At 69.3% G+C, this 21,395-nt stretch carries 21 protein-coding genes; 9 read left to right on the top strand and 12 right to left on the bottom strand.

The window, feature by feature from the left end; all coding sequences use genetic code 11:
• The first annotated feature begins 73 nt into the window (after window positions 1-73).
• Window positions 74-322, top strand: coding sequence for a preprotein translocase subunit SecG (gene secG, locus CBF90_RS08360; RefSeq protein WP_036304945.1), 249 nt, complete (start codon window positions 74-76; stop codon window positions 320-322).
• Window positions 322-678 carry an RNA polymerase-binding protein RbpA gene (locus CBF90_RS08355; RefSeq protein WP_023951465.1) on the top strand — a complete coding sequence of 119 codons (357 nt, stop codon included), beginning with the start codon at window positions 322-324 and terminating at the stop codon, window positions 676-678. Before secG ends, CBF90_RS08355 begins: the two co-directional genes overlap by 1 nt.
• An 82-nt stretch (window positions 679-760) precedes the next feature.
• Here CBF90_RS08355 and pgl read toward each other — a convergent pair whose 3' ends face one another.
• From pgl to tkt, 6 genes are read right to left on the bottom strand one after another with little or no spacing between them, the layout of a single operon-like run.
• The gene (gene pgl, locus CBF90_RS08350) at window positions 761-1,534 is read right to left on the bottom strand and encodes a 6-phosphogluconolactonase (RefSeq protein ID WP_064956825.1); all 774 of its coding nucleotides are present in this window, start codon (window positions 1,532-1,534) and stop codon (window positions 761-763) included.
• Window position 1,535: 1 nt separating this feature from the next.
• On the bottom strand, window positions 1,536-2,477 hold the full coding sequence (locus tag CBF90_RS08345; RefSeq protein WP_023951461.1) for a glucose-6-phosphate dehydrogenase assembly protein OpcA: 942 nt from the start codon (window positions 2,475-2,477) through the stop codon (window positions 1,536-1,538).
• Window positions 2,474-4,021: a glucose-6-phosphate dehydrogenase gene (gene zwf / locus CBF90_RS08340; RefSeq protein WP_023951458.1), complete on the bottom strand. Its 1,548-nt coding sequence runs from the start codon at window positions 4,019-4,021 to the stop codon at window positions 2,474-2,476. The genes CBF90_RS08345 and zwf overlap by 4 nt, the downstream gene beginning before the upstream one ends.
• Window positions 4,022-4,034: 13 nt before the next feature.
• A complete protein-coding gene (locus CBF90_RS08335) occupies window positions 4,035-5,657 on the bottom strand; it encodes a glucose-6-phosphate isomerase (protein ID WP_088380355.1) in 1,623 nt (540 codons plus the stop codon).
• Window positions 5,654-6,760 carry a transaldolase gene (gene tal, locus CBF90_RS08330; protein WP_088380354.1) on the bottom strand — a complete coding sequence of 369 codons (1,107 nt, stop codon included), beginning with the start codon at window positions 6,758-6,760 and terminating at the stop codon, window positions 5,654-5,656. Before tal ends, CBF90_RS08335 begins: the two co-directional genes overlap by 4 nt.
• Window positions 6,757-8,835 (bottom strand): transketolase, encoded by a 2,079-nt coding sequence (gene tkt, locus CBF90_RS08325; RefSeq protein WP_088380353.1) that lies wholly within the window; start codon window positions 8,833-8,835, stop codon window positions 6,757-6,759. The genes tal and tkt overlap by 4 nt, the downstream gene beginning before the upstream one ends.
• Window positions 8,836-9,057: 222 nt before the next feature.
• Between tkt and CBF90_RS08320 the strand changes: the two genes are divergently transcribed.
• A complete protein-coding gene (locus tag CBF90_RS08320) occupies window positions 9,058-9,990 on the top strand; it encodes a heme o synthase (RefSeq protein ID WP_023951449.1) in 933 nt (310 codons plus the stop codon).
• 382 nt (window positions 9,991-10,372) lie between these two features.
• On the opposite strand, the gene CBF90_RS08315 is transcribed toward CBF90_RS08320, so the two are convergent.
• Complete coding sequence (locus CBF90_RS08315) at window positions 10,373-10,867, bottom strand: dinucleotide-utilizing enzyme (RefSeq protein WP_088380352.1); 495 nt, start codon at window positions 10,865-10,867, stop codon at window positions 10,373-10,375.
• Between the two features lie 79 nt (window positions 10,868-10,946).
• Window positions 10,947-11,915 (bottom strand): heme A synthase, encoded by a 969-nt coding sequence (locus CBF90_RS08310; protein WP_083990692.1) that lies wholly within the window; start codon window positions 11,913-11,915, stop codon window positions 10,947-10,949.
• Window positions 11,916-12,160: 245 nt separating this feature from the next.
• On the opposite strand from CBF90_RS08310, the gene sufB reads away from it, so the two are divergent.
• The 6 genes from sufB (at window position 12,161) to CBF90_RS08280 (ending at window position 17,504) form a co-directional block, all read left to right on the top strand.
• The gene (gene sufB / locus CBF90_RS08305; protein WP_023951442.1) at window positions 12,161-13,579 is read left to right on the top strand and encodes a Fe-S cluster assembly protein SufB; all 1,419 of its coding nucleotides are present in this window, start codon (window positions 12,161-12,163) and stop codon (window positions 13,577-13,579) included.
• 1 nt (window position 13,580) lies between these two features.
• Complete coding sequence (sufD, locus tag CBF90_RS08300) at window positions 13,581-14,765, top strand: Fe-S cluster assembly protein SufD (protein ID WP_088380351.1); 1,185 nt, start codon at window positions 13,581-13,583, stop codon at window positions 14,763-14,765.
• The gene (locus CBF90_RS08295; RefSeq protein WP_023951438.1) at window positions 14,762-15,091 is read left to right on the top strand and encodes a non-heme iron oxygenase ferredoxin subunit; all 330 of its coding nucleotides are present in this window, start codon (window positions 14,762-14,764) and stop codon (window positions 15,089-15,091) included. Before sufD ends, CBF90_RS08295 begins: the two co-directional genes overlap by 4 nt.
• Before the next feature lie 15 nt (window positions 15,092-15,106).
• Entirely contained in the window at window positions 15,107-15,877 is a 771-nt protein-coding gene (sufC, locus tag CBF90_RS08290; protein WP_088380350.1) for a Fe-S cluster assembly ATPase SufC, read from the top strand.
• Window positions 15,878-15,886: 9 nt separating this feature from the next.
• A complete protein-coding gene (locus CBF90_RS08285; RefSeq protein ID WP_023951434.1) occupies window positions 15,887-16,216 on the top strand; it encodes a metal-sulfur cluster assembly factor in 330 nt (109 codons plus the stop codon).
• A 109-nt stretch (window positions 16,217-16,325) separates the two neighbouring features.
• The gene (locus CBF90_RS08280) at window positions 16,326-17,504 is read left to right on the top strand and encodes a MalY/PatB family protein (protein WP_088380349.1); all 1,179 of its coding nucleotides are present in this window, start codon (window positions 16,326-16,328) and stop codon (window positions 17,502-17,504) included.
• Between the two features lie 89 nt (window positions 17,505-17,593).
• On the opposite strand, the gene CBF90_RS08275 is transcribed toward CBF90_RS08280, so the two are convergent.
• The 4 genes from CBF90_RS08275 to CBF90_RS08260 are packed head-to-tail and all read right to left on the bottom strand — an operon-like array spanning window position 17,594 to window position 21,394.
• Complete coding sequence (locus CBF90_RS08275; protein ID WP_023951430.1) at window positions 17,594-18,499, bottom strand: siderophore-interacting protein; 906 nt, start codon at window positions 18,497-18,499, stop codon at window positions 17,594-17,596.
• On the bottom strand, window positions 18,496-19,317 hold the full coding sequence (locus tag CBF90_RS08270) for an ABC transporter ATP-binding protein (RefSeq protein ID WP_023951428.1): 822 nt from the start codon (window positions 19,315-19,317) through the stop codon (window positions 18,496-18,498). The genes CBF90_RS08275 and CBF90_RS08270 overlap by 4 nt, the downstream gene beginning before the upstream one ends.
• Window positions 19,314-20,360 carry an iron chelate uptake ABC transporter family permease subunit gene (locus tag CBF90_RS08265; RefSeq protein WP_064956819.1) on the bottom strand — a complete coding sequence of 349 codons (1,047 nt, stop codon included), beginning with the start codon at window positions 20,358-20,360 and terminating at the stop codon, window positions 19,314-19,316. Before CBF90_RS08265 ends, CBF90_RS08270 begins: the two co-directional genes overlap by 4 nt.
• On the bottom strand, window positions 20,357-21,394 hold the full coding sequence (locus CBF90_RS08260) for an iron ABC transporter permease (RefSeq protein WP_088380391.1): 1,038 nt from the start codon (window positions 21,392-21,394) through the stop codon (window positions 20,357-20,359). The genes CBF90_RS08265 and CBF90_RS08260 overlap by 4 nt, the downstream gene beginning before the upstream one ends.
• Window position 21,395 lies beyond the last annotated feature (1 nt).

Below are 21,395 nucleotides of genomic sequence, written 5' to 3'. Positions count from 1 at the left end.
CGTATCCGCGCGGCTGCTGGATATACTTGATCCTCGTGCGATCGGAACGATCGCCGGAAAGGTGACGACCACCGTGCAGATCCTCGAGTTCGTGCTGCAGGTGCTTCTGGGCATCACCAGCCTGCTCCTGACGTTGCTGATCCTGCTCCACAAGGGGCGTGGCGGCGGCCTGTCCGACATGTTCGGCGGCGGGATGAGTTCCGCTATGGGCTCGTCGGGGCTCGCCGAGCGCAACCTCAACCGTTTCACGATCGTGCTCGCGCTGGCGTGGTTCCTCTCCATCGTCGCCCTCGGCCTCATCACGAAGTTCACGGTGCTCTGATGGCCACGGGAGGGAACGCGATCCGCGGCACCCGCGTCGGCGCGGGGCCTATGGGCGAGCAGGACCACGGTCACCACGCTGATCGCGTGGCGATTTCGTACTGGGATGCTCTCGGTAACGAAACCGTGCGCTATTTCGCTGCCGGTATCGCCGAGGAAGAGATCCCCGAGACGATCGACTCGCCCCACTCGGGGCTGCCGGCCGGCCGCGACAAGGCGAACCCGCCGGCTGTCGCCAAGACCGAGCCGTACAAGACGCACCTCGCCTACGTGAAGGAGCGTCGCACTGACGAAGAAGCCGAGCAGCTCCTCGATGAGGCCCTGCAGCAGCTTCGCGAGCGTCGTGGGCTGAACTGACGCGAGACGCACGACGCGACGAACGAAGAAGAGAGCGGATGCCACGGCATCCGCTCTCTTTCGTTCATCCGGGTCGGCGACGTCAGTACTGGTCGTCGATCAGCTCCGGCGGCACCTGAGCGGCGGTCGCCTCGTCGGTGAACAGGATCGTGCGACGAGTGCCCTTGGCGCCTGCGGCGGGCACGCTGTGATAGCTGGCGCCGGCGAGGGCGAGCCCGAGTGCCGCCGACTTGTCGGGTCCGGCCAGCACCATCCACACACGCTTGGACCCGTTGATCACGGGACGTGTGAGGGTCACGCGGTCGGACGGGGGCTTGGGGGAGTCGTGTACGGCTGACACAGGGCTGTCGGTGATGCGGATCTCACCGCGGTCCGGGAACAGCGAGGCGATATGGCCGTCGGGGCCGACGCCGAGGAAGCAGATGTCGAATACGGGCCAGGCCGCCTCGTCCGAACCGGCTGAGGCGAGCTCTGCCGCGTACGCCGTAGCCGCGGCCTCGGCATCCGGGACCTCGTCGGATGCGGCGATGGGGTGCACGTTCTCGGCGGGCACGGCGATCGCATCGAGGAACGCCCGGCGGGCGACGGCTTCGTTCCGGTCGTCGCTGTCGCGCGGAACGAAGCGTTCGTCGACCCACCAGAAGTGCACGCGCGACCAGTCGACGCCGTCACGATCCGGGTGGGAACCCAGCCGCTCGAGCACATCGCCGATGATCCCGCCGCCCGCGAGCCCGACGTTGACGGTCCGCCCGTCCGCGCCCCACTTCGCCACGCGATCGAGGAAGCGTGACGCGATGGAGCCGGTCAGGGTGTCGACGTCAGGACTGATGACGACGCGTTTCTCGGCGGTGGGCATGTCAGGCGTCTCCCGCCGGCGATCGGTGGAGTCTCGCCCAACCGTCGGTGATGACGCGCCCGTAGAGGACGTCGGGCCCCAGGCGGCGAAGCTCCTCGGCGAGGCACTCGCGAAGCGTCCGACGGGGGAGGACGAGGTCGTGCGAGGGCTGGCCCGGCTGCGTCAGGGTCGCGTCGATGGTCGTGGTGCGCTCGAGCAGGACGTCGCCGCTCGGACGCTTCAGCCGCACGCTGCGGATGCCGTGCTCCCACTCCTCGCGGGGGGCGTACTGCCAGTTCACCGGCACGTCCAGCATGAGGCACAGCCACGCCGCGAGCAGCCCCGTCGACGGAGAGCTGCCGCTTCCGACGACCTCGACTTCGGTGACGGGGTCGTAGGGCGGCTGGTCGAGCACGGCGGCGAGCTGCTCGCGCCAATGGGTGAGGCGGGTCCACGCGAGGTCGGTGTCGCCGGGGGCGTAGCCGGTGCCGAGGGCGGCGAGCCGTCCGCTGTCATACGGCAGGGTGGCGGCGTCGGTGATGCGGCGCTGCGCGATGCGGCCGATGGGAGACTGCGAGGGGTCTGCCGGCGGGTGGTCGGGCCACCATGCCACGACGGGGGCGTCGGGGAGCAGCAGGCCCGTCACGAGCGCCTCGTCGTTGCTCGCGGCTCCGCCACTGGCGCGCAGGACGATGACCTCGCTCGCCCCGGCGTCTCCGCCGACCCGGATCTGCGCATCGAGCTTCGATTCACCCTCGCGATTGGTGATCAGCACGATCACGCGCATCGGGTGCTCGCGCGATGCATCATTGGCCGCCTCGATCGCGTCCTCTTCGAGTCCGTGCGAGGTGGCGATGACGAGGGTCAGCACTCGCCCGAGAGCGACGGCGCCACCCTCCTCGCGCACGTTGACGAGTTCGCGGGCGATCTTCGACACCGTCGTGTCGGGCAGATCGACGATCATGGACGCCTCCAGACGCGGCCGTCGCGGGCCAGCAGTTCATCTGCGGAAGTGGGACCCCAGGAGCCGGGGGCGTACTGCTCGAGCGGACCGCCCTGCTTCGCCCAGAACTCCTCCACGGGGTCGAGGATGCGCCACGACAGCTCCACCTCTTCGTGGCGGGGGAACAGCGGCGGGTCGCCGAGGAGGACGTCGAGGATGAGGCGCTCGTACGCCTCCGGGCTCGACTCGGTGAACGCGTGACCGTAGCCGAAGTCCATCGTGACGTCGCGCACCTCGGTGGCCGCGCCGGGCACCTTCGACCCGAACCGGATCGTGACGCCTTCGTCCGGCTGAACCCGGATGACGAGGGCGTTCTGCCCGAGCTCGGTCGTCTGATTGCGCAGGAACAGGTGCTGCGGAGCACGCTTGAACACGACGGCGATCTCGGTCACGCGGCGACCCAGACGCTTGCCCGTCCGCAGATAGAACGGCACACCGGCCCAGCGACGCGTGGCGATGTCGACCTTGATGGCGGCGTACGTCTCGGTCGTCGACTCGGGGTCCATCCCGTCCTCGTCGAGGAAGCCGGTCACCTCCTCGCCGCCCTGCCAGCCACCGGCGTACTGCCCGCGGGCGGTCGCCGTCGACAGGTCGTCGGGGAGCTGGACGGCGGCGAGCACCTTCTCCTTCTCTGCGCGGAGGTGGTTCGCCTCCATCGAGATGGGCTCCTCCATCGCAGTGAGGGCGAGGAGCTGGAGGAGGTGGTTCTGGATGACGTCACGCGCTGCGCCGATACCGTCGTAGTACCCCGCACGACCGCCGACGCCGATGTCCTCGGCCATCGTGATCTGCACGTGGTCGACGTAGTTCGCGTTCCAGATCGGCTCGAACATCTCGTTCGCGAAGCGCAGCGCGAGGATGTTCTGCACCGTCTCCTTGCCGAGGTAGTGGTCGATCCGGAAGATCGAATCCGCCGGGAAGGCCACCTCCAGCGCCGCATTGAGCTCGCGGGCCGTCTTCAGGTCGCTGCCGAACGGCTTCTCGATGACGACGCGTCGCCAGGTGTCGGCGTCGGCGTGCTCGTCGACCAGACCTGAGTCCTTCAGCTGCTTCGCGACGATCGGGAAGTCCTTCGGAGGGATCGACAGGTAGAACGCGTGGTTCCCCATCGTCCCGCGATCGACGTCGAGCTTCTCGACCGTCTCGCGCAACCGGCGGAAGGCGTCGGCGTCGCCGAACTCGCCCGAGACGAAGCGGATGCCCTGGAGGAGCTGCTTCCACGTCTCCTCGCGGAACGGGGTACGGGCGTGCTGCTTCACCGCGGCGTGCACGACCTCGGCGAAGTCCTGGTCCTCCCAGTCGCGGCGGGCGAACCCGACGAGGGCGAACCCCGGGGGGAGCAATCCGCGATTGGCGAGGTCGTACACGGCGGGCATGAGCTTCTTGCGCGACAGGTCGCCGGTGACACCGAAGATCACCAGGGCGCTCGGCCCGGCGATGCGGTTCATGCGGCGGTCGTCGGGATCGCGCAGGGGGTTGTGGGCGCGCGAGATCTCCACGGTCATGGGAGGGGTCTTCCTACTGGGCGGCTTCGAAAAGGGTGAGGACCTCGGTCGCGGGGTCCGTCAGGGTGAGTGTCACGACCGGCCGGCCGCGCCCGGCGAGGACTGCGGCGTCGCCGGAGGCCTGCGCCTCGATCAGTCGTCCGAACGTGAACGGGCGCCCCGGGATCTCGAGGTCGACGTCGGTGCGTTCGGTGATCTGGAGGAAGACGCCGTTGGCGGGGCCTCCCTTGTGATACTGGCCGGTGGAGTGCAGGAACCGCGGTCCCCATCCGAACGTGGTCGGGCGGCCGGAGTCCGCCGCGATCAGTTCGCGCACGCCGGCCAGCTGCGGCACCGCCGTGCGATCGACGTAGGCCTGAACGGCGACGTAACCGTCGGCCGGCACGCTCCGCCACAGGTTCGCGAGAACGCCGGCGAGCGTGTGATCCGCAGCGAGCGACGGATCGGACACCCGCACCTCGACCCCGTTCTCGACGAACAGCGGCGCGGAGGCGGTGGGCTGGGCGTCGTCGAGCAGAGCGCGCGCGGCGGACTTCGCCGCTTCGACGTCGGGCTGGTCGAACGGGTTGATCCCGAGCAGGCGACCGGCGATCGCCGTGGCGTATTCCCAGACCAGGAACTGGGCGCCGAGCGAGCCGCTGACGAGCACCTCGCCCGGGTGCTGCTCGAGGATCTGGAAATGGACCGCGTCGCCGACGAGCCGCACGACCTGCAGGTCATCGGGCAGGAGGTCGAGCTCGGGGGAGAGCGGGGTGGTGACGACGGGCAGGATGCCGGTGCCGGCCTTCCCGGTCGACTCGGCGACCAGCTGCTCGATCCAGTCGGGGAGTCCCACGATGTGGGTTCCGTCGCTGATGAGAGCCAGCTTGTCGCGGCGCGGTTCTCCGCCCGCGATCGCCGCAGCGAGCACGAGAGCGGGGTTGCGACGGTCGTCGACCGCCACTTCGAGCAGGGTCGCGTCGGCTTCGTCGAGCAGCTGACCGATGTCGGCTCCGGCCAGGCCGGCCGGCACGAGCCCGAACGCGGTGAGCGCGGAGTACCGCCCTCCCACCGTCGGGTCGGCGGTGAACACGCGGTGTCCCGCCGCGCGCGCCTCGGCCTCGAGCGGCGAGCCCGGGTCGGTGACGACGACGATCCGGTCGGCGGGGTCGATGCCGAGGTCGCTCCACGCCGCGGCGAAGGCCCGCCGGGCAGCGTCGGTCTCGACGGTCGATCCGGACTTGGACGAGACGACGAGGACGGTCTCGGCGAGACCGCCCGTCTCGGCGTCGCCATCGATGGCCGCCAGGACCTGCCCGGGGGCGGTGGAGTCGAGGATCGTGAGCGGCACCCCATGAGTGCGCGCGATCACCTCGGGCGCGAGCGACGAACCGCCCATCCCGGCGAGCACGACGCGCGTGATGCCGCGGGAGAGCAGCTCCGCGCGCAGCGCCTCGATCTCGGCGACCAGGGGGCGCGACACCGCTACGGCCTGCACCCAGCCGAGTCGACGAGACGCCTCGTCGGCGGCATCCGGACCCCAGAGGGTCGCGTCACCCGCGGTGATGCCGCTCGCCACCAGATCGGCCACGAGCCGGGGCAGCGTCTGCTCGACGACGTCGGAGACGTGCCCCGAGACGTGGATCTCGAAGCTCAACGGGCGCTCTCCAGAGCCGCCGTCACCGTGCCCTGCAGGTCGTGCCAGGACGCGATGAACTTCTCGACGCCCTCGTCCTCGAGCAGCTGCGTGACGTCGTCGAGGTCGATGCCGACGGCCGCGAGGTCGTCGAACACCTTGTGAGCCGCTTCGTACGCGCCGGTGACGGTGTCGCCCGAGATCACGCCGTGGTCGAAGGTCGCCTCGAGGGTCTTCTCGGGCATCGTGTTGACCGTGCCGGGAGCGACGAGCTCGGTGACGTAGAGGGTGTCCGGCAGTGCGGGATCCTTCACGCCGGTGGACGCCCACAGCGGACGCTGCAGGTTCGCGCCGGCGGCGACGAGGTCCTGCGCGCGCTGCTCGGCGAACTTCTTCTCGAACAGCTCGTACGCCAGGCGCGCATTGGCGACACCGGCGAGCGACTTCAGCTCGTTGGCGGCATCCGATCCGATCGCGGAGAGACGCTTGTCGACCTCGGTGTCCACGCGGGAGACGAAGAACGACGCGACGGAGTGGATGCCGCCGAGGTCGATGCCCGCCTCGCGGGCTCGTTCGAGACCGGCGAGGTAGGCGTCGATGACCTCGCTGTAGCGCTCGAGCGAGAAGATCAGCGTGACGTTGACGCTGATGCCGGCCGCGATCACCTCGGAGATCGCGGGCAGGCCCGCCTTGGTCGCGGGGATCTTGATGAGGACGTTCGGTCGGTCGACCGCGGCGGCGAGCTTCTTCGCCTCGGCGATCGTCGCGTCGGTGTCGTGCGCGAGGTCGGGGGAGACCTCGATCGACACGCGGCCGTCGACGCCGCCGGTCTTGTCGAAGATCGGGCGGAAGATGTCGGACGCGTTGCGGACGTCCGTCGTCGTCAGCTCGAAGATCGTGTCGTCGGTCGATGCTCCGGCCTTGGCCTGGGCCTCGATGGCCTCCTCGTATCCGACGCCGGCGCTGATGGCGGCCTGGAAGATCGAGGGGTTCGTGGTCACGCCGACGACGTTGCGCGTGTCGATGAGTTCCTGCAGGTTGCCGGTCGTGATGCGCTGGCGCGACAGGTCGTCGAGCCAGATGCTGACGCCGGCGTCGGAGAGGTCCTGGGTGGGCGTGCTCATGCGTTGTTCTCCTCAACGGTTGCGCGGGCGGCCGCGACGACGGCCTCGGTGGTGATTCCGAACTTCTCGAACAGGGTCTGGTAGTCGGCCGATGCACCGAAGTGGTCGATGCCGACCGAGCGTCCCGTGTCGCCGACGATCGAGCGCCACAGCGGGGTGGCGCCGGCCTCGACCGACACGCGCGCTCGAACGGCGGAGGGCAGGACAGACTCGCGGTAAGCCTCGTCCTGCTCGGCGAACCACTCCAGCGACGGGGCGGAGACGACGCGCGCCTGGATGCCGTCCGCCGCGAGAGCCTCGCGAGCCTCCACGGCCAGCTGAACCTCGGAACCGGTGGCGACGATGATGACGTCCGGCTGGCCGCCCTCGGCGTCGACGAGCACGTAAGCGCCCTTCGCCACGCCGTCGGTGGTCGCGAAGCCGTCTTCGCCGCGGGGGAAGACCGGGATGTTCTGACGGGTCAGGGCGATTCCGGCGGGTCCGGCCTGACGACGCAGCAGCTCGTGCCACGCCGCGGCGGTCTCGTTCGCGTCGGCCGGACGGACCACCGTGAAGTTGGGGATCAGGCGCAGCGAGGAGATCTGCTCGATCGGCTGGTGGGTGGGGCCGTCCTCACCGAGGGCGATCGAGTCGTGCGTCCACACGTAGATCGAGGGGATGTTCATCAGGGCGGCCAGACGCACCGCGGGGCGCATGTAGTCGCTGAAGATGAGGAACGTGCCGCCGAAGGCGCGCGTCTTGCCGTGCAGGACGATGCCGTTGACGATGGCGCCCATCGCGTGCTCGCGGATGCCGAAGTGCAGGACACGACCGTAGGGGTCGCCCGACCACTCGTGCGTGGACCACTCGGTGGGGATGAAGCTCTTGCCCGACTTGATCGTCGTCAGGTTCGACTCGGCGAGGTCGGCGGAGCCGCCCCAGAGCTCGGGGAGCTGCTCGGCGAGGGCGTTGATGACCTGTCCACTCGCCGCGCGGGTCGAGACCGCCTTGCCCGCTTCGAATGCGGGGACGCTGACGTCGGCCGGAAGCTCGCCCGATTCGAGGCGGTCGAGCAGGGCCTTGCGCTCGGGGTTGGCCTCGGCCCACGCGTCGAACGACTTCTGCCATTCGGCGCGCTCCGCGGCGGCACGCTCGGCGAGGGCGCGGGTGTGGGCGATGACGTCGTCGGCGACCTCGAAGCTCTTCTCGGGATCGAACCCGAGGACCTTCTTGGTGGCGGCGAGCTCATCGGCGCCGAGCGCCGAGCCGTGGATCTTGCCGGTGTTCTGCTTGCCGGGCGCCGGCCAGCCGATGATCGTCTTGAGGACGATGAGCGAGGGCTTGTCGGTCTCGCCCTTCGCGGCCTCGATCGCGTCATAGAGCGCGGCGACGTCCTCGACGTACTCGCCGGTGCTCTTCCAGTCGACCGTCTGGACGTGCCAGCCGTAGGCCTCGTACCGCGCGGCGACGTCCTCGGTGAAGGCGACGTTCGTGTCGTCCTCGATCGAGATCTGGTTCGCGTCGTAGATCGCGATCAGGTTGCCGAGCTGCTGATGTCCGGCGAGCGAGCCGGCCTCGGCCGTGATGCCCTCCTGGATGTCGCCGTCGCTGGCGATGACGTAGATGAAGTGATCGAAGGGGGAGGTGCCGGCCGGCGCCTCCGGGTCGAAGAGGCCGCGTTCGTAGCGAGCCGCGTAGGCGAAGCCGACGGACGTCGCCAGACCCTGACCGAGGGGACCGGTCGTGATTTCAACGCCCTTGGTGTGGCCGTACTCGGGGTGTCCCGGAGTCAGCGAGCCCCACGTGCGCAGCGCCTTCAGGTCGTCGAGCTCGAGCCCGAACCCGCCCAGGTAGAGCTGGACGTACTGCGTGAGCGACGAGTGACCCGCCGACAGGATGAAGCGGTCGCGCCCGAGCCAGTCGGTGTCGGTGGGGTCGTGCCGCAGCACGCGCTGATACAGCAGGTAGGCGGCCGGGGCGAGGCTCATGGCCGTCCCCGGGTGGCCGTTGCCCACCTTCTCCACCGCATCCGCGGCCAGGACGCGGGCGGTGTCCACCGCGCGCCGATCGATCTCGTCCCAACGAAGTTCCGACACTCGGTCGCCTTTCTCGAGAGGCAGCGCCTGCGCATGCCGCTCCGCAGTCAGGAAGGGAGGGTTTCGGCGCCGGCGCGCGTATGTCTTCAGCATAGCGATCACGTCAGGCGCCCGGGGCGCGGACGTCGTCTTGTGACGGCGTGCAGCAGCCGCCTCCCGGAGGCCCCGCTCGGGGGATGCCCTAGACTGGACAGGTTCACAGCGGGTGAGATGCGGGGAGCGATGGACATCACGACGACTGCGGGTTCGGCCTCTGTCGACACTTCTCGCGGCACGTCCTTCGGTGCCACGGTGCGCGCCTACGTCGCGCTGACGAAGCCCCGCGTGCTCGAGCTGCTGCTCGTGACGACCGTCCCGGTCATGATCCTCGCCGCCGGTGGCCTGCCGAACCTGTGGCTGGTCCTGGCGACCGTGGTCGGGGGAGCGATGAGCGCGGGATCCGCTGCCGCGTTCAACATGTACCTCGATCGCGACATCGATGCGCACATGAAGCGCACGGAGAATCGCCCCATCGTGACGGGCGAGGTGTCGGCTCGGGGTGCGCTCATCTTCGCGTGGACCCTCGCCGTGGCATCCACCGTCTGGCTCGCCGTCACGACGAACTGGGTCGCGGCATCCCTCAGCGTCTTCGCGATCTTCTTCTACGTCGTGATCTACACGATGATCCTCAAGCGCCGCACCGAGCAGAACATCGTCTGGGGCGGCATTGCGGGGTGCTTCCCGGTCGTGATCGGCTGGTCCGCCGTGACCGGCTCGCTCTCCTGGGCGGCGCTGATCCTCTTCGTCCTCGTCTTCCTCTGGACGCCGCCGCACTACTGGCCGCTGTCGATGAAGTACAAGAACGACTACGACGAGGTCGACGTCCCCATGCTCGGCGCCACCCGCAACGGCTCTCAGGTCGGTCTGCAGGTCATCCTCTACGCGTGGGCAACAGTGGCGTGCTCGCTGCTGCTCATCCCGGTCGCGCCCATGGGGCTTGTCTACAGCGTGTCGGCGATCGTCTTCGGCGGGTGGTTCCTGTACGAGTCGCACCGCCTGTACAACCGCGCCGTCCGTGGCGAGCAGGCTCGCCCGATGCGCGTGTTCCACGCCTCGATCACCTACCTGACGCTCGTCTTCGTCGCCATCGCGGTCGACCCGCTGCTGCCCTTCTGACACCGGTGCCCGCCCGCCCTGCGGGGCTCGCTGGGCAGTTGGTGCCTCTTCGGGGAGTGGGTTGGGGCGTGTGCTGCCAGGTGAGCTCGCTGGGTTGGGCTCGCTGGGCAGTTGGTGCCCCTTCGGGGAGTGGGGTTGGGGCGTGTGCTGCCAGGTGAGCTCGCTGGGTTGGGCTCGCTGGGCAGTTGGTGCCCCTTCGAGGCGTGGGTTGGGGCGTGTGCTGCCGGGTGACGTTTCCAGGACCGGGGGCCCGGCAGCGTCTTCGGGGGACCAGCAGGGGTGCGCTGAGAACTGAGCAGAGCGTGCAGAACGGCCGCCCTCCTGACTCCCGGTGAGCCCGGGCGGTGAGGAGGACGGCCGTCCTGAACGAGTGCGGCGGTGGTCAGCGCTGCTGCGCGTCGCCGGCCGGCGATTCCAGCGTCGAGGTCGTCGCCGGGTCGGGCGCCGAGGTGTCGGCGGCGCGAACCGCGGTCGTCTCCGTCGAGACGGGCGTCTCCGAGGCCGCGGGCTCCGAGATGGCGGTCTCCGACGCCACGGGCGCCGCGACGACGGGCTCGGCTGCGGCGGGCACCGCAGTGTGGTGCTCCTGCTGCGCGCCGGCGCCGCGCGCAGCAGCGGAGAGGACCGAGCTCAGCGCCGCGGTGGCGAGGGCGAGTGCCAGACCGACGACACCGGCACCCAGCAGGATGCCGCCGAAGACGCCCCAGATCTGGCCGACGTAGACGTCGACACCCGTGGCGGTATTGTCGAGAATGGTCGCCTCCATGTGGCTGAGCTTCTCGACCAGGACATAGGTGCCACCGCCGATCGCGGCAACCGATCCGGCAACGAGAATCCAGAACGGGATGCTGCGGACAATGCGGGGGTGAACGCTCATGGTGCTCCTTCGTGTCGCGACCGCTGTCGGCGGCCTCGAACACTCTGGGGGATCGACCTCTGCGTGCCCCTTCCGAAGCCTATGAGGCTTCTGTGTGCGCGACCTCTCGGGCGGCCGCGGGCGCCGCGCTGGCCAGCGGGGCCTTGAGAGACATCACGACGGCGACCATCGCGGCCACGAGGGCCACGGCGAGCACCATGTGGATGTTCACGAGCGCGATCGGCAGGCCCGTACGCGCCTGCCAGAGGCCGACCGCGATCTGCAGCAGCTCGACGCCGAGCAGGAGGCCCGTCCATCGCTGCAGCCCGGTCGTGCGGGGGAGGCGCACCGCGCCGGAGACCAGCACGAGCGTCAGCACGAGGGTGATGTAGGCGGGCCAGCTGTGCACGTGCTGCCAGAAGATCGGGTCGAGACCGTTGCGGGCGGCCGCGTCGTCGCCGGCATGCGGTCCGGCCCCGGTGAGGAGGATGCCGACGACGACCGTCACGGTCACCGCGAGAGTCGTCACGTGCGTCGTGATGGCGTACGCGCGGGGCACGATGCGCACGCGCGGGCCGGGAGTGGCGTAGACGCGCACGAGGAAGGCGGTCGCGAGGGCGACGAGCGCCGCGGAGATGAGGTAGTGGAGCCCCACGATGCTCGGGTGCAGGTGCAGCCACACCGTGATGCCGCCGACGACGGCCTGCACGATGATCCCGAGGCCGACGAGGAAGCTCAGCACCGGCAGCTCGCGTCGCGTGGCGCGCAGGCGGATGACGGACAGGAAGGCCAGGAGCGCGACGATGACGAGCACGCCCGTCAGGGTGCGGTTGCCGAACTCGATGAGACCGTGGATGCCCATCTCGGGCGTCGGGGTGAGCGATCCCTCCGTGCAGTACGGCCACGTCTCGCACCCCATGCCCGATCCGGTGAGCCGGACGAGGCCGCCGGTGCCGACGATGCCGATGTTCGTGATGACGAGCAGCCATGCCATGACGCGCGTCCACCGCGTGATGGCGGTGGGCATGATCGTCGCGACGAGTCCGGGGCGGGTTCGGACCAATGACATCGGAGTCCTCCGGGGGCGCTCGATTCGCGCCTCGTACGTTCCGGGCAGGCCCGCGGATGGGGGCGTTGCCTGTAGAATCGGGTGTGTTCGGGATGGCGGCGCGTGTGCACGTCGTCCCTCATAGTCTAGGCGCGGCATCCGCGTCCATCAGGCCCGCGAATCGGCATCCCCGTCCACGTGACTCCCGTCGGAGTCGGGAATGCCGGGACGGATGACACCGTTGCGGTGCGAAGAGGAGGAAAGTCATGTCGGATGTGCTGATCGACCGACCGGAACTCGAAGGCCTGGGGGTGTACGAGTTCGGCTGGCACGACACGGATGCCGCGGGCGCTGTCGCGCAGCGCGGCATCAACGAGGACGTCGTCCGCGGGATCTCGGCCCTCAAGAACGAGCCGGAGTGGATGCTGAAGACCCGTCTGAAGGGCTACCAGCTGTTCGGCCGCAAGCCGATGCCCACGTGGGGCGCCGACCTCAGCGATATCGACTTCGACAACATCAAGTACTTCGTGCGCTCGACCGAGAAGCAGGCGCAGTCGTGGGAGGACCTCCCCGAGGAGATCCGCGAGACCTACGAGAAGCTCGGCATCCCCGAGGCTGAGCGTCAGCGTCTTGTCGCCGGTGTCGCGGCCCAGTACGAGTCCGAGGTCGTGTACCACCAGATCCGTGAGGATCTCGAGGCGCAGGGCGTCATCTTCATGGACACCGACACGGCTCTCCGCGAGCACCCCGAGTTCTTCGAGGAGTACTTCGGCACCGTCATCCCGGCGGGCGACAACAAGTTCGCGGCGCTGAACACGGCGGTGTGGTCGGGCGGCTCGTTCGTCTACGTTCCCAAGGGCGTCCACGTCGAGATCCCGCTGCAGGCCTACTTCCGCATCAACACCGAGAACATGGGGCAGTTCGAGCGGACGCTGATCATCGCCGATGAGGACAGCTACGTCCACTACATCGAGGGGTGCACCGCGCCGATCTACAAGAGCGACTCGCTCCACTCGGCGGTCGTGGAGATCATCGTGAAGAAGAACGCCCGCGTTCGCTACACGACGATCCAGAACTGGTCCAACAACGTGTACAACCTCGTCACCAAGCGCGCCGTCGCTCACGAGGGCGCGACCATGGAGTGGGTCGACGGCAACATCGGCTCCAAGGTGACGATGAAGTACCCGTCGATCTATCTGATGGGCGAGCACGCGAAGGGCGAGACCCTGTCGGTCGCCTTCGCCGGTCCCGGTCAGCACCAGGACGCCGGCGCGAAGATGATCCACATGGCGCCCTACACGCAGTCGTCGATCGTCTCGAAGTCGATCGCGCGCGGCGGCGGCCGAGCCGGCTACCGCGGAGAGGTCCGGGTCGACGCGAACGCGCATCACTCGGCGAACACCGTGCGCTGCGACGCCCTGCTCGTCGACACCATCTCGCGGTCCGACACGTACCCTGCGATCGACATCCGCGTCGACGACGTGCAGCTCGGGCATGAGGCCACCGTCTCGAAGGTGTCCGAGGAGCAGCTGTTCTACCTCATGAGCCGCGGTATGCCCGAGGACGAGGCGATGGCCATGATCGTGCGCGGCTTCATCGAGCCGATCGCGCGCGAGCTCCCGATGGAATACGCCCTCGAACTCAACAAGCTCATCGAGATGGGCATGGAAGGCAGCGTCGGCTGATATGACGAGCGTCACCCAGGCCCCCGCCACCGGCGAGAAGGGCCACATCGACCCTGCAGCGGCATTCGTTCCCGTCCAGACGCGGTCCGAGCGGCCGTCGTCGTACGACCCGGCCGATTTCGGCGCCCCGACGGGTCGCGAGGTCAATTGGAAGCACACCCCCATCGACCGGTTGGCCCCGCTGCTGGTCGACGAGGCCGGTCCGACGGGCGTCGTGTCGGTCGAGGTGAGCGCGCCCGCCGAGGTCGAACAGTCTCGGCTTCGCGTCGGTGATGCGCCCCGCGGCGAGGTCTTCCGTCCCGAGGACCTGCCGAGCGCCATCGCGTGGTCGCAGGAGGCCGAGGCGCCGCTGCTGCGGATTCCCGCGGGCGTCGAGCTCGCCGAGCCGGTCGTGGTCAGCCTTCGCGGCAACGGTGGCCTGGCGCACGCTCACGTCGTGATCGAGGCCATGCCGAACGCGCGCGGCACCGTCATCCTCCGCCACGAGGGGACCGCTGCCCACGCGCAGAACGTCGAGATCATCGCTCGCGACGGCTCAGCACTGACGGTGGTCTCGCTGCAGCGCTGGAACGACGACGCCGTCCACGCCGCGGCGCACCAGGCCCGCGTCGACCGCGACGCCTCGCTCACGCACGTCGTGGTGAGCCTCGGCGGCGCGGTGGTCCGTGTCAACCCGTCGCTCGAGCTTGCCGGCGCAGGGGCCGAGGGGCGGATGTACGGTCTGTCGTTCGCCGACTCCGGCCAGCACCTCGAGAGCCAGGTGTACCTGCACCACAAGGGCCCGCAGACGGTGGGCGATGTGTTGTACAAGGGCGCGCTGCAGGGCGAGAGCGCCCACAGTGTCTGGATCGGCGATGTGCTCATCGGCCCCGACGCCGTGGGGACCGACTCCTACGAGGCGAACCGCAACCTGGTCCTCACCGACGGTGCGCGTGCCGACTCGATCCCGAACCTCGAGATCGAGACGGGCGACATCCAGGGTGCAGGCCACGCCAGCGCGACCGGCCGGTTCGACGATCAGCAGCTGTTCTACCTGCAGGCGCGGGGCATCCCCGAGGCCGAGGCTCGCCGCCTGGTCGTGCTCGGATTCCTCGCCGAGATCGTCCAGAAGATGGGCGTCGACGAGCTCGCGGACGAGCTGCTGGAGGCCATCGAGGCCGAGCTGGCGGCGGGAGCCGACGCGTGACCGCTCAGAAGGTGCTCAAGCTCAGCGAGCTGGAGCAGGACACCGCGGTGCGCGTCGTCGTCGACAAGGTGCCGATGGCGGTCGTCCTCGACGCCAACGGCGAGGTGCACGCGATCGGAGACACCTGCACGCACGGCGACATCTCGCTCGCCGAGGGCTTCGTGGAGGGCGACACACTGGAGTGCTGGGCGCACGGCTCGGCGTTCTCCTTGCGCACCGGTCAGCCCCTGAATCTTCCGGCGTACGAGCCGGTCCCCGTTTACGAGGTCACGATCGAGGGGGACGACATCCTCATCGATCCCGCCGTGACCCGCGATGTGAAGTGAAGTAAGGAACCCGACATGTCTGTTCTCGAGATCCGCGACCTGCACGTGACGGTCGAGACCGAGGCGGGGGCCACCCCGATCCTCAACGGCGTCACCCTCACGGTGCGCACCGGCGAGACCCACGCGATCATGGGGCCCAACGGCTCCGGCAAGTCGACGCTCGCCTACGCGATCGCCGGACACCCCAAGTACACCGTGACCGGCGGCTCGATCACGCTCGACGGCGAAGACGTCCTCGAGATGTCGGTCGACGAGCGGGCCCGTGCCGGCCTCTTCCTCGCCATGCAGTACCCGGTCGAGGTGCCCGGCATCACGGTCACCAACTTCCTGCGCACGGCCAAGACGGCCGTCGCGGGCGAGGCGCCCGCGATCCGCTCGTGGACCAAGGACGTCAAGCAGGCGATGGCCAACCTGCGCATGGACCCGAAGTTCGCGCAGCGCAACGTCAACGAGGGATTCTCGGGCGGTGAGAAGAAGCGTCACGAGATCCTCCAGCTCGAGCTTCTCAAGCCGAAGATCGCGGTGCTCGACGAGACCGATTCCGGCCTCGACGTGGACGCGCTGAAGATCGTCTCCGAAGGCGTGAACCGTGCGAGGGCCGACACCGACCTGGGTGTGCTGCTGATCACGCACTACACGCGCATCCTGCGGTACATCCAGCCGCAGTTCGTTCACGTCATGGTCAAGGGCCGGATCGTCGAAGAGGGCGGGCCCGAGCTCGCCGACCGACTCGAGGAAGAGGGCTACGACCGCTTCCTCGACGCCGACACCCCCGTCGACGCGTAGGATCGTTACATGACCGCAACACTCGCGCCCGAGAAATACGACGAGGTCACCGAGGCTCTCAAGGACGTCATGGATCCCGAGTTGGGGATCAACGTCGTCGACCTGGGTCTCATCTACGACCTCGCGTGGGACGACGAGAACGACGCTCTCATCATCCACATGACGCTGACGTCGGCGGGCTGCCCGTTGACCGACGTCCTGGAGGAGCAGACGGCTCAGGCTCTCGACAACGTCGTGGATCGCTTCCGCATCAACTGGGTGTGGATGCCGCCGTGGGGTCCCGAGCGGATCACGGACGATGGCCGCGACATGATGCGCGCTCTGGGCTTCGCGATCTGACGACTCCTGAAGACGAGCCCCCGTGACCGCCCGACGGCGGATACGGGGGCTTTCGTCATGCGGCGACACCTACCGGCGCGACGCCTGGCGGCGCAGCTAGGCTCGCCGGATGAGCACCCAGCCCCTCGACGCCCTCCCGCTCGAGACGCTGCGGCGACGGTCGAGCACGAAATGGCGATCGTACCCGCACGACGTCATCCCGATGTTCGTCGCCGAGACCGATTTCGCGCTCGCGGAGCCGATCACGAGTGCGCTGCGCGAAGCCGTGGAGATCGGCGACACCGGCTACACGCCGCCGCAGCCCGGTATCGCCGAGGCCTTCGTCGGGTTCGCCCACCGCCGATGGGGATGGACGGTCGACCCGAGCCGGGTCCGCTGGACCGGGGACGTCATGATGGGCGTCGTCGAGCTCCTGCGCGCCACGGTCGCTCCCGGTGACCGGGTCGTGGTCAACCCCCCGGTGTACCCGCCGTTCTTCGATACGGTCGCCGAGGCGGGGGCCATCGTCGAAGAGGTGCCGCTGACCGACACCGGCTCGGGCTGGGAGCTCGATCTCCACGGCATCGAGCGGGCCCTCATCGGCGGCGCGCGAGCTGTTCTGCTCTGCAACCCCCACAACCCGACGGGAACCGTGCACTCGGTCGAGTCCCTGCGAGCACTCGCTGCTCTGGCGCACCGATACGGCGCCGTCGTGATCAGCGACGAGATCCACGGACCCCTCACGGGCGGTGAGGTCGCCTTCGTCCCCTTCCTCACAGCGTCGCCCGAGGCCGCCGCCGTCGGATACGCGGTGACGAGCGCATCGAAGGCGTACAACCTCGCCGGACTGAAGTGTGCGGTGATCGTCACCGCGTCCGAGGGGAATGCAGACGTCGTACGCGGGTTGCCCTGGGAGGTCGAATGGCGCACCGGCCTGTTCGGCGCGCTGTCGACGATCGCCGCGTTCTCGCCCGAATCGGATGCGTGGCTCGACAGCCTCCTCGTGCGCCTGGATCAGAACCGGCGGCTGCTGGGGGAGCTGTTGGCCGAGCACCTTCCGCTTGCGCGCTATCGCATCCCCGACGCGGGGTTCCTCGCGTGGATCGACGTGTCGGCGTACGGCTGGGGCGATGACCCGGCCGACCCGATCCGAGAAGGCGCCCGGGTCGCCCTTCACCATGGCCCGTTCTTCGGAGCCGAGGGCGTCGGGCACGTGCGGCTCAATTTCGGCTGCGGGCCCGACGTCCTGCGTGACGCCGTCGGCCGCGTCGGCGCGTTCGCGCGTCAGACGGTGCTGGCCCGCGGCTGAGGCGTCCGCCGCGCCGTCGACTCGCCAGGGAATGCGGATGCCGGGCGCCTCGCACCCGCAGATACTGGCGAGTCGTCCTGCGCGCGTCGTCAGTTCTCGGAGCGTCCGAGCCGCCAGTAGCCCATGAACGCGACGGCGCGGCGATCCACGCCGACGGTGCCGACCAGGTGGCGTCGAAGCGTCTTGATCGCCGACGCCTCGCCGGCGAGCCACGCGTAGAGGGGAGCGCGCTTGAGGGCGGCACCTCCCTTGGCCGTGCGGGGCACCTCCCAGAGGATGTCGGCGTCGATGTCGATCTCCTCGACCTCGGCGCCGATGCCGGCCGGTGCCAGCCGTGCGGCGGTCTGCTCCACCGTCGAGATCAGGTGGCTGTGGCGTTGGCCTTCGTCGGCCCGCGCCGCGATCCGGCGCTCGAACCCGGGGTGGTGCGGCAGATAGTCGAGGTCGCCGCTCGTCGGGAGCTCGAGCACCACGGTGCCGCGCGCGTCGGCCGGGAGCTGTTCGAGGATCACCGCGATCGCCGGGGCGGCCGTCTCGTCGCCGGCGAGCAGGATCGCGTCGGTGTCGGCGGGCGGAACGAAATCGATTCCGTAGCTCACCCCGGTGTGCGCGGTCGTCGGCGCCAGGATGAGCACTTCGTCGCCGACGCGCGCATCCGCGATCCATGCCGAGGCCGGGCCGATGACATCGTGCGCGACCATGTCGATGTCGACTTCGCGCAGCTCGGGCCGGACAGCGCGCGTCGTGTACGTCCGCATCACGGGGCGGGCGTCGGGGGCGAGTGCGCGCCAGCCCTCGTACCAGTCCGGGCCCGTCGGCATGGTGTCGATGGACGCGGTCTCGGTGGGGAACAGGATCTTCACGCGCTGGTCGAAGCCGGGGTCGCCGTACTCCGCCAGGTCGTCGCTGCGGAAGGTGAAGCGCCGGAAGCTCGGGGTCAGGTCGGTGATGGCCGCGACGGAGACGCGGAAGAAGTCGAGTGCGGGGCGAGTCATGGTTTTCCAATCAGCTCTGCGGGCACATGGTGACGCCCGATGGGGAGCACGAGCGGCCGCCCCGTGAGCGGGTCGGGGATGACGCGGCTGTCGAGCCCGAACACCGCGCGCACGGTCTCGGCGGTCAGGACCTCCCCGGGGTCGCCGGCGCCGTAGAGGTGCCCGCCGGCCATCGCGACGAGGTAGTCGGCGTACCGCGCCGCGAGGTTCAGGTCGTGCAGAACCATGACGATCGTCGTGCCGCGATCGCGATTGAGGTCGGTGAGCAGGTCGAGCACGTCGATCTGGTGACTCACGTCGAGGAACGTCGTCGGTTCGTCGAGCAGGAGCACATCGGTCTGCTGGGCCAGCGCCATCGCGATCCACACACGCTGCCGCTGGCCGCCCGACAGCTCGTCGACGGAGCGATCGGCGATGGCGGCCGTGTCGGTCGCATCGAGCGCCTGGGCTACCGCCTCGTCGTCGGCCCGGGTCCAGCGGGCCAGCGGGCCATGGTGCGGCGTCCGGCCGCGGCTCACGAGATCGGAGACCGTGATGCCCTCGGGAGCGATCGGCGACTGCGGCAGCAGACCGAGATCACGAGCCACCCGCTTCGTCGGCAGCCGGTGGATGTCCTTCCCGTCGAGCAGCACGCTCCCGGACCGCGGGGTGAGGAGCCGGGCCATCGACTTCAGCAGCGTCGATTTGCCGCATGCGTTGGCGCCGACGATCGCGGTGATACGGCCCCCGGGGACCGTGAGGTCGAGCTCGTCGACGATGACGCGGTCACCGTAGCCGAGACGGACGCCACGCGCTTCGAGAGAGCGGTCCGCGGTCATAGTGAGCCTCCTGAGCGGCTGCTGCGGATGAGCAGGAAGATGAGATAGGGAGCACCCAGCACCCCGGTGACGACGCCGACGGGCAGGCGGATGCCCAGCAGATACTGCGCCGTGAGGTCGGCGACCAGCACGAGGAGCGACCCGAACAGACCCGCGGCGAGAACCGGGGATCCGACGGGCCCCATCATCCGTGCGGCGATCGGGCCCGAGAGGAACGCGACGAACGAGATCGGGCCGGCCGCTGCGGTGGCGAAGGCCAGGAGCGCGACGGCGGCGACGATGAGCAGGACGCGGCGGCGTTCGACGGGGACACCGAGAGCTGCCGCCGTGTCGTCGCCGAGGCGCATGAGCTCGAGGTCGCGAGTCAGCCACAGCAGAACGGGAACGACCACGACCATCGTGAGCGCCAGCGGGACCGCCTGACCCCACGACGCTCCGTTGAGGTTGCCCGTGATCCACCGCATCGCGGCCTGAAGATCCCATTCCGCCGCGCGCGAGAGTACGTAGGACACGACGCTGTTGAAGATCGCCGCGACACCGATCCCGATGAGGATGAAGCGAGCCCCGGCACCCCCGTCCTTGAACGCGAGCAGGTAGATCATCAGCGCAGTCGCCAGTGCGGCGACGGTGGCCAGCAGCGAGATGCCCGCCTCGCTGAGCGACAGGAAGACGATGCCGACGACCGCCGCGGCACTCGCGCCGGCGTTGACGCCGATGATGTCGGGGCTGGCGAGCGGATTGCGCAGCATCGTCTGGAACACGGCGCCGCCCATTCCGAAGCAGAGCCCCGTGAGGAGTGCGACGGTTGCCCGGGGCAGTCGTAGCTCGCCGACGGTGAACGAGGCACCGGGAACGGTCTGGCCGGTGATGACGCCCCAGACCTCGGCAGGGGTGTAGAAGGTCTGACCGACCATGAGCGAGACCGCGTACATGACGACGACAGTTGTCAGCAGCGAGCCAACGACGACCCGTCTGCGCCAGGCGCGCCGCGTGCGACCGGCGACGACGACGTCGATGGTCGCACGGGTGGCTGCGGCGGTCACAGGGCGCGCATCTTCTGTCGGCGGACGATCGCGATGAAGAACGGGGCTCCGATGAGCGCGGTCACGATTCCGACCTCGACTTCCTGGGGGCGCGCGACGACACGGCCGACGACGTCGGCGACGATGAGAAGCCCCCCGCCGACGAGCGCCGAGACGGGGAGGAGCCAGCGGTGGTCGGGACCGACGAGCAGGCGGCAGATGTGCGGCACGATCAGCCCGACGAAGCCGATGGGGCCGGCGACGGCGGTCGCGGCGCCGCAGAGGATGACGGCACCGAGTGCGGCGACCAGGCGCGCCGTGCGAACGCGCTCGCCGAGCCCCGCCGCGAGCTCGTCTCCGAGCGCGAGCGAGTTGAGTGCGGCGCTGGCCGCGAGGCAGATGACCATTCCGACCGCGAGGAAGGGGAGTACGAGGAGGATCTTCTCGACGGTGGCACCGCCGACACCGCCGATCTGCCAGAACCGGAAGACGCTCATCACGTCGATGCGGGGGAGGAGGATGGCGCTGATCAGCGAGCTGAAGGCGACCGCCGTCGCCGCCCCCGCGAGAGCGAGTTTGAGAGGGCTCGCGCCGCCGCGGCCCAGGGACCCGATCGTGTAGACGAAGACGGCTGCGATGGCCGCGCCCAGCATGGCGAGCCAGATGTAGCCGAACGCGCTGGACACGCCGAAGAAGGCGAGCCCGATGACGACGGCGAGCGATGCGCCGCCGTTGATGCCGAGGATCTGCGGGTCCGCGAGGGGGTTGCGCGTGACACCCTGCATGACGGCGCCCGACACGGCGAGGGCCGCGCCCACGACCAACGCGAGCACCGTGCGCGGAACGCGCTTGGAGACGGCGGCCGCCGAGGTGCTCTCGATGCTCCCGGTGAGGCCCGCGATGATGTCGTCGAAGGAGACGGCACGCGTTCCGAACGTCACCGAGACGATGGCCGCCACCAGGACGAGCAGCGCCAGGATGACGAGCCAGACGACCCGCCGCCGCCGCGAGTCGCGCCGCAGGGGCGCGTTCACGGCGGCGGGGGCCGTCGTCATG

Origin of the sequence: Microbacterium sp. AISO3 (assembly GCF_002204305.1) — a bacterium.
In the GTDB taxonomy this organism is placed as follows: Bacteria; Actinomycetota; Actinomycetes; order Actinomycetales; family Microbacteriaceae; genus Microbacterium; species Microbacterium arborescens.
This window is presented reverse-complemented; position numbering and strand designations above follow the sequence as displayed.